Source organism: Streptococcus sp. 27098_8_70 (genome assembly GCF_041432215.1).
In the GTDB taxonomy this organism is placed as follows: Bacteria; Bacillota; Bacilli; order Lactobacillales; family Streptococcaceae; genus Streptococcus; species Streptococcus oralis_CP.
The window spans coordinates 93,377-107,823 of record NZ_JAPVZD010000002.1; the positions used below are offsets into that span (position 1 = coordinate 93,377).

14 protein-coding genes and 1 pseudogene are annotated in these 14,447 nt (G+C 32.5%); 4 read left to right on the forward strand and 11 right to left on the reverse strand.

The annotated features are described in order from the left end of the window. Positions 1-66: 66 nt before the first annotated feature. The 11 genes and pseudogenes from O3655_RS06085 to O3655_RS06135 form a co-directional block, all read right to left on the reverse strand. Positions 67-351 (reverse strand): WXG100 family type VII secretion target, encoded by a 285-nt coding sequence (locus O3655_RS06085; RefSeq protein WP_001173991.1) that lies wholly within the window; start codon positions 349-351, stop codon positions 67-69. 229 nt (positions 352-580) lie between these two features. Beyond that, positions 581-889 carry a hypothetical protein gene (locus O3655_RS06090; RefSeq protein ID WP_000358232.1) on the reverse strand — a complete coding sequence of 103 codons (309 nt, stop codon included), beginning with the start codon at positions 887-889 and terminating at the stop codon, positions 581-583. A 13-nt stretch (positions 890-902) separates the two neighbouring features. Next, positions 903-1,217 (reverse strand): hypothetical protein, encoded by a 315-nt coding sequence (locus O3655_RS06095; RefSeq protein WP_216734019.1) that lies wholly within the window; start codon positions 1,215-1,217, stop codon positions 903-905. Then, positions 1,198-2,898 (reverse strand): DUF2974 domain-containing protein, encoded by a 1,701-nt coding sequence (locus O3655_RS06100; protein WP_216734017.1) that lies wholly within the window; start codon positions 2,896-2,898, stop codon positions 1,198-1,200. Before O3655_RS06100 ends, O3655_RS06095 begins: the two co-directional genes overlap by 20 nt. Continuing rightward, on the reverse strand, positions 2,885-3,292 hold the full coding sequence (locus O3655_RS06105; RefSeq protein ID WP_049479024.1) for a hypothetical protein: 408 nt from the start codon (positions 3,290-3,292) through the stop codon (positions 2,885-2,887). Before O3655_RS06105 ends, O3655_RS06100 begins: the two co-directional genes overlap by 14 nt. Before the next feature lie 139 nt (positions 3,293-3,431). Continuing rightward, entirely contained in the window at positions 3,432-3,842 is a 411-nt protein-coding gene (locus O3655_RS06110; RefSeq protein ID WP_049479023.1) for a hypothetical protein, read from the reverse strand. A gap of 133 nt (positions 3,843-3,975) precedes the next feature. Continuing rightward, a pseudogene (locus O3655_RS06115) lies at positions 3,976-4,398 on the reverse strand (hypothetical protein). A 53-nt stretch (positions 4,399-4,451) separates the two neighbouring features. Continuing rightward, a complete protein-coding gene (locus tag O3655_RS06120; RefSeq protein WP_215116105.1) occupies positions 4,452-4,862 on the reverse strand; it encodes a hypothetical protein in 411 nt (136 codons plus the stop codon). A 138-nt stretch (positions 4,863-5,000) separates the two neighbouring features. Continuing rightward, on the reverse strand, positions 5,001-5,390 hold the full coding sequence (locus O3655_RS06125; RefSeq protein ID WP_216734015.1) for a hypothetical protein: 390 nt from the start codon (positions 5,388-5,390) through the stop codon (positions 5,001-5,003). A 903-nt stretch (positions 5,391-6,293) separates the two neighbouring features. Next, complete coding sequence (locus O3655_RS06130) at positions 6,294-9,776, reverse strand: hypothetical protein (RefSeq protein ID WP_215805049.1); 3,483 nt, start codon at positions 9,774-9,776, stop codon at positions 6,294-6,296. A gap of 308 nt (positions 9,777-10,084) precedes the next feature. Beyond that, complete coding sequence (locus O3655_RS06135) at positions 10,085-11,407, reverse strand: hypothetical protein (protein WP_117276435.1); 1,323 nt, start codon at positions 11,405-11,407, stop codon at positions 10,085-10,087. Between the two features lie 279 nt (positions 11,408-11,686). Here O3655_RS06135 and O3655_RS06140 point away from each other — a divergent pair, with 279 nt between their 5' ends. The 4 genes from O3655_RS06140 to O3655_RS06155 all read left to right on the forward strand — a co-directional run bounded on the left by O3655_RS06140 (position 11,687) and on the right by O3655_RS06155 (position 14,324). Continuing rightward, entirely contained in the window at positions 11,687-12,214 is a 528-nt protein-coding gene (locus tag O3655_RS06140) for a hypothetical protein (protein ID WP_215805051.1), read from the forward strand. Positions 12,215-12,313: 99 nt separating this feature from the next. Then, positions 12,314-12,628, forward strand: a complete 315-nt coding sequence (locus tag O3655_RS06145) for a hypothetical protein (RefSeq protein WP_215805052.1) — start codon at positions 12,314-12,316, stop codon at positions 12,626-12,628. Next, positions 12,628-13,713 (forward strand): AAA family ATPase, encoded by a 1,086-nt coding sequence (locus O3655_RS06150; RefSeq protein ID WP_215805053.1) that lies wholly within the window; start codon positions 12,628-12,630, stop codon positions 13,711-13,713. Before O3655_RS06145 ends, O3655_RS06150 begins: the two co-directional genes overlap by 1 nt. Beyond that, entirely contained in the window at positions 13,713-14,324 is a 612-nt protein-coding gene (locus O3655_RS06155) for a hypothetical protein (RefSeq protein ID WP_215805054.1), read from the forward strand. The genes O3655_RS06150 and O3655_RS06155 overlap by 1 nt, the downstream gene beginning before the upstream one ends. Positions 14,325-14,447: the final 123 nt, after the last annotated feature.

The following is a 14,447-nucleotide window of genomic DNA, read 5'->3' on the forward strand; positions in this document are numbered from 1 at the left end:
TTTAAATCTTCTCCGTCATAAAAAATAGGAAGGCTCTCGCCCTCCTAAAGCCACTTATATAACAAATTAAATTTGTGATGCAAGATCTTGGTCGTTTTGTTCAACAATTTCAGCAACCTTGTTCAACTGTGCATTGATTTCATCAAGCAAAGTTGCAAACTCCTCAATTTTTGGAGACAATTCTGTGAATTGGCGATCAAAGCTCTCAAAAGCAGCACCTTTCCAGTTGTCTCGGATAGTATTTTGCTCTTGAGTCAATGTACGAAGTACTTGTCTTACTTCCTCAGAACCTTGAGTGTACTTTTGAGCAGAGGTGCGCAATTCTTCTGTTGTTAATTGAATTAAAGCCATGTGAAACTCCTTTATATTAATTTATACCCTCATTATATCAATAATTTGCCTCAATTGCAAGTTTAAAATTCATTTTTTATTCTATTTATAAAAAATAAGAGCTGTTTCCATCTAAAAACTAGTAAGAAGGATTAAATTATCTACTTTTCTTGTATAATTACTTCTTTTTTTATTTATAATAACAAAGTATAACAAACTCATATCATCCTTCTTTTATAAGGTATATTTGTTAAACGTTCTTTTCTTCTAACTTTCTATGAAAGTTTTTATTCTCTTGATGACGAGCTTCCAACACATTCTCTATACGACTCTTGTAAAGTTGATGATAGTTATCTAAATTGTTCTCTATCTCAAAGATATATGGTTGAATTTCAGCAAAACTACTGTCTCTGCATGCATAGGAAAGCGCCTCTAGGAGATGATCCGTCTCCCTACTAAACTTGTGGAAATCATCATCCAAATCCATCTCCAAACGCTCTAAGTCTCGTAATTTACGATTATGCTCATCCTCTAGTTTCTGAAGTTCCTTTTTATCCATGACGAGTTTTCTCCTAGTTTTTGATCGGACTTTGTAAAGTAGGGGTTTGCATGGTCTGGGTCAAGTAAGTTTCGGCAGCATCAGCGGCCTTGCCCTCAAATCCACCCTTAATATTGTTTACATAAGTCTTAGAAGCGTACTCTTGCATATCTGAAGCTGCTTCTTGCAACTTTTTAGCTAACTCCACTCCTTTAGCAAGGATTGACAGTTCTTTTGCAGTTACTAAGCCCCTGACTGCTTGGCGTTCTTGTTCCTTCATTCTTTCTTTGAAGCCACTGTCGAGTTGCTCTCTTGTAATTAAAGTATCCTCATCCGTTAGGACTAACATTTTTTCCCCTCCATGTTTGTTTTACATCCGCCAATAGATTGTTAAAATCTTCAGCACTATCTGTATCTATGGTTTCAAAGGAACCACTAGCTTTAACCAGGCTTTCCCCTAGTTGCTCGATTTGTGTCAGGAAGGATGTTGCTGCAGTCTTCGTGTCACTTGCAACGCCTTCATCCCAAAAGCTTGTTGTGTCAAAACCAGAAAGTAGATTTGTAACTTCTGAACTTGACAAATATCCAACCATGTCAAAGGCTGTCTGTCTTGTTTCTTTTATCATGTTTTGAATATCTTCCTTAGCATCTGAAAGTAAGGTTTTCACAGATTTAACTTTGTCTTCCATGTCAAAATTTGCCAACTGGGCTGCTGTCTGAAGCAACTGAGCTCGGACCAAAATCCTCTTTTCTCCTGTAAGATTACCATCTCTCAGTTGTTCCTGATAACGAGGAATAGCTTCTCGATCCCATTTTATCGATTCTTTACGAGCTTCTTCGACAATTTTACTATACTCTGTTTTAAAATTCTCATAAAAGCCATATCCGATAGCTGCCTTATTTACGATTTCCCCCCTCATAATGGCATTTAAAACATTTGAGGCTACATTTTCATCAACTCCTAGATTTCTTAAAACATCCAAGGTTGTCGCAATTAATCTAGCCAACTTTTCACCTGCCCTGAGCAATTCTGGGTGAAAATCCTCAGAAGCAGTCAATAAATTTCCCTTTCCATCCGATTGGAAAACACCAAAGTCATGGGAACTTTCCGGATCAGTAATCTGGGTATAATGCAAGGGGACAAGGACATTGACTTTACCGACGGGTTTTTTAAGAGGTTCATCGGAGTCCCCAGGTAACTTAGTGATGGTATGCTCACGATTGAGCATACCCACGACATCAAAAGGATTGACATAGTACTCTATTTTTTCGCTAATCTTTTTGATTTTCTCATCGCTGAGTCCCATTTTCCTTAAACTCTTTGTCGTGTCCGGGCCGTCAAAGAGGACGACTTTGCCGATTTTCTCCAGTTCTTCATCAGTAAGGCCAGCTACCCCTTGCGCAGAGACAATGGTTCCTAGGGAATGAGCTGCAATGTCCATCGTCGCATTTGGAGCCTTTTCGCGCATCTCAGCGATTTTCGTTTTCATTCCTACTGTTGCTAACTTGGCTTGCGGCGTATGGATATGGTTGAGCGCAAACTGAGCGTCGTTGTCAACCCAGTCGTTCCAATTTTCTTTACTGATGGCATCACTGCCGCGGATAGTCATATAAGTTTTCGTAGTATCATTAGTCAAGGTAGGCGTATCCGTTAAGTAGTAGGCACTGAAACCAGCTTCATCATCAGTTAAGAGTCCTTTTTGGTAGAGTTTGGTCTTGTGAGGTTCCTGTCTCATACCGTTCGTATCAGGAACAGGAACTGTTGTGATTTTATAAACATCGTGTAAATCAGGATCTGGTTGCAAGTAGACCTTCCCATTATGAGGAAGGTTCTTACCTCCGGGGGTGATTTCTTTCTTATAAACAACATCTTGGGAAAAATCAAAAGGGATTGAAGTTCCCGAATCTAATTTCGCCTTATTTTTCTCACTTAATGATTCATAAGGAAATCTAATCGGCCTCCCACGGTAAGAAGATTGTGCTAAATCTGCATAAAAATTATCAAAGGTTTTTAAGTTACTGTTTGTCAAAAAGTTCACCTCCTAATCTTATACCATTGCTGATACCCATGCTTTCCAAATCAACTTTTCCTTCTTTAATTTCTATTATGACATTCCAGTCTGATTCTTTTAGATTATTAAATTCACCAAATATACTCACAACTTCCCCTCCACCTTGTGGAGTTCCATTTCCAACTTTTTCCCACTTAGTTTCATGCCAATTTATTTGAACAGATTCTATCTTTGGATTTTGAGATTTTACAAAATCCTTAATCTCCTCTTCATGCTCCTTTAAATAAGCCAACTGCTTGGCTCGCGGACTAAGAAATACTCCTCCGAATAGATTTGTTTTCTGCGCCATCCATGCTCCTCCTCCAAATACTACAAGAGCTAAAACTAGCCAAAGTAAAGTACGTTTTTTCATCTCTTTCCTCCTATATAGTGGAATCTAAGTATATTATATCATGAATGTAAAAAAAAATACTTTTAGCAAGTATTGTAAGTCAATAGGGAATGAGTGCTGTTAAATTTGAGTAAAAATTATCAAAGGTTTTAGGTTACTGTTAGTCAAAAATCTCCCATATATTATCTTTCAAAACTCTTATCGGTTGCATTTCAGAAATTTTCTTACTATTAGGAATACTATTTCTATTATATTCTAGAGGAAATCCTATTGTAAATTCCGTCTTTTCATTATTATTTACTTTACCATCTAATATTAAAATATATCCTCCGCCTTGAGGGGTGCCGTTCCCTATAACTTCAACTTTCATACTATCCCAATCAAATTGGACACTTTTGACTTTAGGATTTCTAGACTTTATAAAATTCGCCATCTCCTCTTCATGTTCCTTTAGATAAGCTAACTGCTTGGCTCGCGGGCTTAGAAATAAATTTGTTTCTTGTGCTAGCCATGCTCCACCTCCAAATATTACAAGTGCTAAAATCAGCCAAATCAAGGTACGTTTTTTCATTTCTATTCTCCTAAATAGTGGAATTTATGTAAATTATATCATGAATATAAAAAAACTTTTGGTAAGTATTGTAAGTCAATTGGGAATGAATGGTGTTAAATTTGAGTAAAATTTATCAAAGGTTTTTAAGTTACTATTCGTCATACTTGTCCCAACCTCCATTTTTTAACACTCTAGGCTGACTATACATACCAATCCTATCTATTGAAGGCACATCATTTTTATTTTTTAATCGAAAATCTATTGTAAAGTCAGAATCCTTTATATGATTAAAAGAACCCTTCACTGATAGATTATAACCTCCACCTTGTGGAGTTCCATTCCCTATCTGTTCAACAGTTAAACTATTCCAATCCATCTGAACAGATTCAATCTTTAAATTTTTAGACTATACAAATTTTACAATTTCTTCTTCATGCTCCTTCAGATATGCCAACTGCTTTGCTCTCGGACTAAGAAATACTTCTCCAAATAGATTTGTTTTCTGTGCCACCCATGCTCCGCCTCCGAATATTACAAGAGCTAAAACTAGCCAAACCAAGGTACGTTTTTTCATTCTTTTTCTCCTATATATTTGAGTAAAAATTATCAAAGGTTTTTAAGTTACTGTTAGTCATAATAATACCATCCCCCATCCCTATAAATTCTTATTGGTTGCATTTCATAAATTCCAAATTCCTTTGGTATGCCATTAGCATCATTGTCTAAAGAAAATCCAACCATAAATTTCGTTTTATCATTATTATTTACCTTTCCTCTAAGTGTCAACATATAGCCACCACCTTGAGGAGTTCCATTCCCTACTTGGCCAACCTCCATACTATCCCAATTAAATTGAACACTTTCCACTTTAGGGCTTAAAGCTTTCACAAAATCAGCCATATCCTCTTCATGCTCCTTTAGATAAGCCAACTGCTTGGCTCGTGGGCTTAGAAATAGATTTGTTTCTTTCGCCATCCATGCTCCGCCTCCAAATACTACAAGGGCTAAAACTAGACAAAGTAAAGTACGCTTTTTCATCTCTTTCCTCCTATGTCGCGGAATCTAAGTTTATTATATCATGAATGTAAAAAAATACTTTTGGCAAGTATTGTAAGTCAATAGGGAATGAGTGATGATAAATTTGAGTAAAAATTATCAAAGTTTTTTAAATTACTGTTAGTCAAAAATCCTTCCTCCCATTCGTAAATAATTGGCTAAAGCCATTGAATTAGGAATAATTTTGTCATTCTCAATATCAAAAGTAACATTCCAAGAGGAGGACTCAATATGATTAAAACCACCATATACATTTACAATTTCTCCGCCTCCTTGAGGGGTCCCATTCCCAACTTTTTCCCATTTAGTTTCATCCCAAGCAATCTGAACAGATTCAATCTTTGAATTTTTAGACTTTACAAATTTTACAATTTTTTCTTCATGTTCCTTCAGATATGCCAACTGCTTAGCTCGCGGGCTTAGAAATAGATTTGTTTCCTGTGCTAGCCATGCGCCTCCTCCAAATACTACAATGGACAACACCAGTAAAATCAAGGCACGTTTTTTCATATTGATGCTCCTTCAGATATATCATCTCCCTCTTACAATCCAAAACTCCTTAATTAAAAACAAATTACGGATCTTTTGTTGCATTAGAAATAGAAGTTTGTCATTAAAACTAGTATAGCATAAAAGCCTCAAACAGCCTATTTCACCAATCCCTCATCTTGAAGATTTGTTAATAATTTGACCAGAAGAATTTGAGTTGAATGCAAAGAAACAATAGTGTGAATTTTGCTAAAAATCAGCAAAAAAAACACCCCATAATGTGAACCATGAAGTGCTTTGAAACGTTGATAGTATCGTATTGATTAACGTTTTGAGGCAACTGACTTTGTCAGATTGCAGCCACATTTGTAAGCGACTAAAGTCTCAACAACTGTGTCAATTGAACCAATTTAGTAAGAAAGTACAAAAAAGAACACCCCGAAAGGTGCTCTTTGTAAGTATAGTAATTCTTTCGAATTAACGTTTACTAAATTGTGATGCTTTACGAGCTTTCTTAAGACCTGGTTGGGGCATCACTTATTTCATCAAATTTCAAAATTCTTTAAAATCAACGTTCTCACTAGTTTTCAGAAAATAAAATTTCAACTAATTTCAATCAATTGCATCAAAATAAGGTAAATTTTCGTCAAAAATAAGTAAAAATCGAACCAGAATATCAAAAGTTTACCTTATTTGGTTTTTACAGACAGAAGTCAAGCAGACATTCACTACTCGTCAGTTATGACGAAAAATATTGATTTAAAGTGATTTTTGAAATTTAGAATTTCGATGTGTTACTGTAAAAATCAACCAAATGACTACATTTTATGAGAAATAAATTTAGAAGTTAATATATACAAAATCTCTTTTATCAATTTTAGAAAATGAATACTTTGATAGCCTGTTCAAATTTTATAAAGAAATTCAATTATTATTGAGAGATTTAAATTCATTAAAACTAATAATTTCAAATGGAAATTCCACAAAGTTTGATTTTATTAGTTTATTTGTAATGAAATATGATTTTAATGAGTATCTCTCTTCTAATCCGATATTTCTACAAATTACATCTAGATTCTCTTCAAAATACTCTACTCGCCGTTTGAACTTTAGTCCTTTGGCCTTTCCCCCAAAAAAGTATTCTTTTTGATCACCCATACTATCTTTCATAGTCTGACTTAAACGCATATATTTAACTTCAAATAATAATATTTCTTTCAGCTTATTGTCTATCACAATTAGGTCGTAATCTCCTAAATTTCTAGGATGATTTCCTTTAATATCTAATTTATATAATTCTTGATCAATATGAGTAACGTACCTATTATCTTTAAATAAGCCCTTAAGATTTTGGACTATCTGTTGTTCGTAAAATTTTTTCCAACTATTTATTGTATTTAGCGTATTTTGCATACCAATATCATATGGTAAAATGAAGTTCATCATTCCCTCTGTCCAATCTTTTGCCAACCTATCAAGAATAATAGGTGAAAAAATAATGCTATTATGATTAACAATAATAGGTTTAGCAGAAAATTTATTATCTCTTTTCTTTTTCTCCCATATTGGAATTACTCCATTAGTAGTAATTTTCTTCTTTTCTATAACTAAGAATTTCAAAACACCATAAAAGATTTCAATTGAATAGTCCGAATTCTCTTCAAAATATTTAGCCAAATCTTCTATTTTACCTGTTACAACATTTCCTTTTACAGTCAGTAATTTTTGATTTTTTAATTTTAAAATATGACTATTACTTGAAAATATGGAGAGGAAACAAATAAAAGAATCAAAATCAACTTTCGTATCTTGAAAGAACGATTTCTTAACCAGATCAATTATATTATTGTCAATTTCCTTATCTCTACTTGCGTATTCACCATATTTATACTTGATTTCTATCATTTCATCAACAAATTGTAAGTACTTTTCCGTTTCTGAAATATCTACAACATAATTATCTTCAATCTCTAACTGAAACCAATTGCTAGCACCATACGAATAGGCATCAGAAAGAAGTTGAAAATCTAATATGTATTTCCCATAAGCAATCAATTCATCAACAATATCATCACTTGGAATTAATGCGTCATCATCCCTTTCTGTTACTAAATTCTCTTCAATAAGATATTCTAATATTGGTTTATAAACGCGGGCCTCTTCACGTAAATCAATTGTTTGTTCTCGAAATTTATTTAATTTAACAGTTTGAAGATTTCCGTTATCTGAAAATGTAGTTAATCTTCTGCGGTGGATATCAATATTAAAAATAATTAAAGATAATATATTTTGTAGTTTAAGTATCAAGTCATACTGATTATACAATGACATCATAGAAACTAAGTCTTCGCGTATTTTATTTCTAAAACATCTTACGATAGCAACTATGTCTGATTCACAATATATACCTGGCTCTAATCCAAGTTCTTTAATGATGTTAGCAATACTTTTCCTAACTCTTTTAAAAGAATAGTTTTTAGGAGCTGAGAATTCTAAATGAGGCTGAATAAAATATTCAACCCTAACTTCAAATAAGCTTGAAGTTCGTTTCTCATTGTCTGTTTCTTTAATTTTTTCAAATAACAAAACTCTATCCTTAAAAAGGAAACTGTCTAGTAAATTTATTAGAATTGTATTTTCAAATTCCAATGTTGATTTGGAAAGATTATCAGCAAATATTTTATTCCATCTAGGAGCTAATAAAGTTATCTGATATTTGGAATTTTTAACAAAAACTATTTTATTAAAATAGTTCGTTTCTTGTATCGGACATCTAGAATTAGCATTTCTATCAAGCACAGACTTAGATACTAAATTAATCTCCATAGTTTCTTTTTCATAGTTTGATAAAATTGCTTCTTTATTATGACATAAAGCATTTAAAACAATTTCGTTAAAAGATTTTATTTGTTCGTAATCATAGATATTTATATCTTCTAAAATAAAATGTAACTCCCGATATATAATTTTTTTATGATTCTCTGAAAATATATCAATTGATCCAAGATGAGCTTTTGAAATAAGTGACAAATCAGTTTGTTCCCTATCAACTATTTTCCAACCATGAATATTATAAAACTCTCCCCCTATTTCAAATGGATAGTTTAATACAATTTTATCAAACGTTTCCATATTATAATGAACACTTTCATAGGGTAAGAAAGCCATATTTACATTCAAAGCACCATCATTAATCATCTGATTTGATGATTGCCACATTCGAAATAAAGCATCTCCATTGGAGAAAGACATAATTCTATCTTGATTATTGTTATAAGCTATAAAAAAATCAACGATTTCTTTTATTGAATTCGCATTGTTAATTATTCCTATAATACTACTTGCATTTAATACATATTCATCATCATCTCCAAATAGGAATGTTTTAGTGATATTTGGAGATATACTCTTGGTGTCAACTCCAACAAAAATAATATTGCTCTGGGACTTAAACTCAAATCCTCTAACTTCTCCATCTTGACAAAGACCTGCTATCTGGTAAGTATTATCAATAATTCCTTTTTTTAAGTGATCTGAAATTTTATTTTGGCTTGGCTCTAAAACAATTAATTTATCTTCATTTAAAAATGCCAATGTATTTTTTAAATCAATCTTTTCTTTAGCCTCTTTGTTAATTAACCTCAGATTATAAAATGAATTTCCTTCTCGTTCAAAGAATTTTGTAAAATTACAATTTAGTCTGCTCCAGAAGCTTAACCAAATAGATTCTTCAAACTTTGATTCCTCTATTTCGCTTTCTATTCTCTCCATAAAACAATCTTTCATAACTGGTAAAAATATGGGAAAGTTATTAACAGGAGTAAATAATGGATATAACTCAGCATTATTACTTTTGAATGTTTTGAAATACTGGGCAAGTTCGTTATCATAAAAAAGCTCATGATTTTGATATATAAAATTGAAATAACTCTCAGGTGGACATTCAAAGTTTTCTTGAGTAAACTCACTTTTAAATGGTTCTAAGGATGAAATAATTAAATCTTCATATTCAAGTATCTCATACCATATTTCTTTGAATTGCTTAAAATCATGCACTAAAGATTCTATTACAAATGAAGTTTCATAAGTATCTTCATTGCCATTTCCTATAAATATTTTATGAAATCTATCATTTGAATAGAACCTTACATTTCCAGTATCAATAGGGAAATCTTCTTTTGGGTATTCAGGTATATAATACTCAATTGCTTTTTTATAAAAGTCTACAAATTTGCTGTATGAATCTATTTTAGTAGTCCCTAAAATCTTACTTTCATTATTAATAAAATCTCTATTCAATTTATCTACTATTCCTAAAAATCTCCTATTTGGAAACCATGAAGTAATAGAGTAGATAACTTTAGATAAAGATTCAATGTCATATTCTAATAAAAAAGAGTTATTCATATTTTTTCCTCATAGGCTATCAATTTTATCTCCCAAATGTAATCAGAATGTTGAAAGAAATCTAGCTTTCTAAACATCTATCTGCGAATAAATTAAATTCCTTAGAATTATACAACTTCTTAAATTAGCCGTCAATTTATTTCCAGTTAAAAACCTTATCTAATTTCTTAATACATTATAATTATTATTTTTTATACTAATAAATCCTGTAATTACTATGATATTGGTAACCTAAAACATATGTTTAGTTTCTGTCTAGAGAGTTAAATAGGCAATTTTATTGTTTTCTATAAACATATTGGACATAATTATTCATGAAATTTTCTTACTTCTCGAGCTAAATAGCTATCTGGATGTCTTTTTATAAAATATCTTTCTCTTGCAAATCCATTGTTTCCATATTGTAAGCTTTTATAAATCAAAGGTCTCAGGAGCTCTTTATCTCCTGTTTGTATATATTCTAAGATCTCATTGCCATATTGGTATTTTTTGACATAACCTAAATAATTGCCTTGCCAATGAGAATTTTCCTCTCTAAAACTTTGGAAACTACTCATTAAATGAAGTAATTTTTCTGTCAGTCCTAATATATATGTCGCGTATATGGCATCTATATCTTCATAATCTAAATATTCATCAGTATACTTACCCAGAACGTCATCAATGTTATCCTTATTTAGAGCATTTAGCAAATTATCATCCCATACCTTATTACCATATTTTTTTCTAATTTCAACTGATTCCATATCACCTTGGTACAAACGCATCTCCTGTTGAATTGAAATTATTGACTCTAAACTTTGATAAGTACTATTTTCATGAACATACTTTTCTTTATAGCCATAATAACTGCCATCATTAATAAATTTATCAATTTTTTTCTTTAAAATTTCAGTGTAAAATTCGTTCAGATAAACATCAACGAATGCTATTTTATTTATGTTTTTTGATTCGTTTTTTACACGTTCTTCATAAAATTTCCAAAATAAGGTATCAACATTAAGAGCTTTTTCTGTAGCTCGAAAAATCCCTGTCATAAATAATTCATAATGCTCTTCAAAAAGTATACTATATACTTTTTGAACATCAACAACATCTAATCTTATTTTTTCAAATTCAATATTAAGTGGCATATATCCTAAAACTATTCTCCATAGATTTTCATCATAAGATTCAAAAAGAATATCTAAAATAATAATAGATGATAGGAAGGATTTGAGTTTCCAATGTTCGGAACGATCACCAAAGCAAATTTCATCATAAGATTTAAACATTATATTACGCGCTATATATTTCTTTTTTTCATTACTAACTAAACCTAATTTTGTGCCATATTCATCCAACTTACAATTGTTCAAAACATCTTCTATTGCATTAGGAGTATAAAGATATGGATTCTTTGAGGTTACCATCCCTCTTCTAATAAGGCTAATTAACGGAGAATTGCTTGAAGAAATCTCTCTATTCGTAAGTTTTTTATATTTCTTATTTATTTTCTTTTCTTGACCTGTATACCAGTAATACTCTGTTGAAGCCCTTGACTTACGTTCCTCATTTATAATTTTAATTTTAGAATCTAGCCTCAATGAAGCACAATCGATAAAATACTTCTTTGTCCTTTTAAAAATCATAATCTTCCTTTTAAAAACGTGGTGTTTTTAAGTTGTTATTTTATAAAAATCACCTTAATTATACCACGTTTTTCACTATATAATGTAATTATCCCTATTTAAATAGGAAATTATGAAGTCCAAAGGTGCACCAAAGGACGGATTGAAACTCAGAACATAGCTACATCTTTAGGTATTCGCTATGTCAAATGTTTCACCGTTTCTTTGGTGTGTTTTTTTCATACTTAGCTCGGTAAACGACTGTGTTTCTATTCCGTCCAAGGACGGAAAGGAAGTAAAATGACATATAAAAGTGTAATAGAGGAATTATATTGCAAACTGTTAGGTATAGAGCTCAAGAGAATACTTAATGAGCGAGAAATGTTACAAAATCAAATTGGATATGAAACAGCTGAAGGGGAAGTTGAGTTATTATCCGAAACAACAGTTGGACAAATTCTAAAGGGAAAAAGAAATATTAGTTTTAATGCTTCGTTAGCTTTTCAGACCAGTTTAGATTATAAAAATCCTAGGGAATTATTTTTCCCAAGTATTGAATTCGAACTACTACTTATTGAAAACATAATATCTACAATTTTGATAGATCCTACGTTTGAAAATACTTTTTTAAAAAAGTCAATAGCAAAAAAATTTTCTAATGTCTCAAAGAAAGAAGTAGCGCAAATCATTGAAAAAAATAAAGGAATTTTTCTAGACTCCTTATCAAGCTTTATTTCAGATTTCCCAGAGGAAGAAACTTCGCATCAAATAGCTGAGAAATTAACTTATTGGTTATCCGAATTAGCCTGTCTCATACCAAAAATTTAAAAGTAGACTGTCAGGAAAACTGACAGTCTACTTCATGAAATTACGTTAAACTAAAATTGTTCTTAGCTAAGACAAATAATCAAATACGAGGTAAATCTAATGAAAACACGTAATCGCAAAGGTGGATATTCAACTAACACCGCTAATGAATACATTGACAACAAACAAGGCATTTACTGCTTAAGTACGGAACTTGAACCACAGCAACTCTTTGAGGATGGAAAGCCTACTGGCGAAATCATCGCTTACAAGGCAACCTTCATCCAAGAAGGACTCGAACCGTTCCAAGTTAAGTTTGAAGACAAAATTAAGCTACCTGATTTCATGAGTTTGATTCAATTCGATAACCTTCAAGCCGTTGAAGTACGCTATAACGTTTACTTTAAAGCTGATGGCATTAAGGAGGTTAAATAATGGTATCTGAAACAGATGCCGTCTTGCAATCATACTTGCTCCAGAGCCTTAATATGGCTCTGGGAGCCTTGATGCAAGGCGAAACGAGTTACACAAACAGTTTTAACATCCTCATTCAAGAAAATGGTTTCATTTTCATCCCACGGCTTCCCTGTGCCTATATTTTAGATGATGAGCTCTATAATAAAATCTTCTTGATTGCTAACGCAACCCTATATCCACATTACACATTATTGAAGCAAAATGCCACATACTTCGTCCCTCTAAAAACGGATGATATCCATATTCAGCGAGGACTTTTCTTTCCGTGGAGGGTGGGAATTTCAAAACGATTAGTCATTCCTGATCTTGATAGATACACAACAAGTTTACCAAAAAATCAAATTCCAATTATGGAAAATTTCACTCTCAATCTTGATAAGGTCAATCACATGGCAATCTGTGGAAATAGTGGTTCGGGTAAATCCTATGCTCTCACCTATTTACTGAGTGTACTCAAACATCAATCTGATTTAATTATAGTAGACCCAAAATTTGACACACCTAGTCGTTGGGCTCGTGAACATCAAATTGCAGTGCTTCACCCCGTTGAAAATCGCTCTAAGTCCGACTTTGTATCAGAAATCAATGAGAAATTAAGTCAATGTCTAGAACTGATTCACAAACGTCAAGCAATCCTATACGAGAATCCACGTCATGAGTTCAGCCATATGACAATTGTGATTGATGAAGTTCTTGCATTATCTGAGGGAGTCAATAAGACGATTAAAGAATCGTTTTTCTCACTCTTATCTTCTATCGCACTTCTCGGACGTGCTACAAAACTTCATTTGTTACTTGTTTCACAAAGATTCGATCACACTACGATTCCCATTTCTGTTCGTGAACAACTTAATGTCCTCATCCAGATTGGCAACATTAACAAGAAGACGACACAATTTCTATTCCCTGACCTCGACCCAGAAGGTATTGTTATCCCTATCGGGCATGGAACAGGTCTGATTCAAGTAATTGATAACGAACATCCTTATCAGGTACTTCCGCTACTATGTCCAACGTATTACACAAAGAAAGGAATTCTTTAATGGTGAAAAAATCTTACTTCATGAGGACATTCAACATCAATATCAATCTAATTCTAGTTTCATTTCTAGCAGGATTTATAGGATGGTCTCTGGATTTTCTATCAAATCAGTTTAAACTAAATCCTCTGAGTTTTTTTGACCTCTCCCAGTTCAATGGCTATTTAGATTTAGGAAGCAAATATTCTTATACAGCAATGTCCTTCCTTCTACTTACACTATTTGTTTCTGTAATGTTTGAAATTCTGAATCGATTTCGATTTGATAGTCTATTCAACTATTTTAAGTCCGTATACTTTACATTCAAACTTCGTCAGTTTCTAACGCAACGTGAGAAATCAGAAAAAGTAACAACGATTGACAATCAGAATATAACTACCTTCAATCCCATAAATAGTAGTTTTAATCACTGTGCACATAAGAGTGTCGTAGACATACGAAAAGATGATGTGACGGTTTTTGTCAAAGTCCCTAGAGACCAGCAGGGGCAAAAAATTTTGGCTGACATGACCTCTCAACTGAAAGAAGAGGTTTCGAGTCAACATCCTGACTACTACTTTTCAGCACCTAATCGGATTCGTAATAAGCTATGGTTAGTTGGTAAAAAACGATAAAAAGGGGCTATGGCTTGCGTTAAGCAGTAGCCAGATAGCCCCCCCTTCTAGCATTTTCCAAGATAATTGGGGTTACTACGACCCCCAATTATCCTGTAATCAGTAATCAGAAAGGTATATCAA

Bases quoted from the DNA above. Each gene is read 5' to 3' on its own strand.
- O3655_RS06105 (WP_049479024.1), bottom strand. From the start codon at position 3,292: ATGAAAAAACGTACTTTACTTTGGCTAGTTTTAGCTCTTGTAGTATTT.
- O3655_RS06155 (WP_215805054.1), top strand. From the start codon at position 13,713: ATGGTGAAAAAATCTTACTTCATGAGGACATTCAACATCAATATCAAT.
- O3655_RS06085 (WP_001173991.1), bottom strand. From the start codon at position 351: ATGGCTTTAATTCAATTAACAACAGAAGAATTGCGCACCTCTGCTCAA.
- O3655_RS06120 (WP_215116105.1), bottom strand. From the start codon at position 4,862: ATGAAAAAGCGTACTTTACTTTGTCTAGTTTTAGCCCTTGTAGTATTT.
- O3655_RS06140 (WP_215805051.1), top strand. From the start codon at position 11,687: ATGACATATAAAAGTGTAATAGAGGAATTATATTGCAAACTGTTAGGT.
- O3655_RS06090 (WP_000358232.1), bottom strand. From the start codon at position 889: ATGGATAAAAAGGAACTTCAGAAACTAGAGGATGAGCATAATCGTAAA.
- O3655_RS06130 (WP_215805049.1), bottom strand. From the start codon at position 9,776: ATGAATAACTCTTTTTTATTAGAATATGACATTGAATCTTTATCTAAA.
- O3655_RS06150 (WP_215805053.1), top strand. From the start codon at position 12,628: ATGGTATCTGAAACAGATGCCGTCTTGCAATCATACTTGCTCCAGAGC.
- O3655_RS06135 (WP_117276435.1), bottom strand. From the start codon at position 11,407: ATGATTTTTAAAAGGACAAAGAAGTATTTTATCGATTGTGCTTCATTG.
- O3655_RS06145 (WP_215805052.1), top strand. From the start codon at position 12,314: ATGAAAACACGTAATCGCAAAGGTGGATATTCAACTAACACCGCTAAT.
- O3655_RS06095 (WP_216734019.1), bottom strand. From the start codon at position 1,217: ATGTTAGTCCTAACGGATGAGGATACTTTAATTACAAGAGAGCAACTC.
- O3655_RS06125 (WP_216734015.1), bottom strand. From the start codon at position 5,390: ATGAAAAAACGTGCCTTGATTTTACTGGTGTTGTCCATTGTAGTATTT.
- O3655_RS06110 (WP_049479023.1), bottom strand. From the start codon at position 3,842: ATGAAAAAACGTACCTTGATTTGGCTGATTTTAGCACTTGTAATATTT.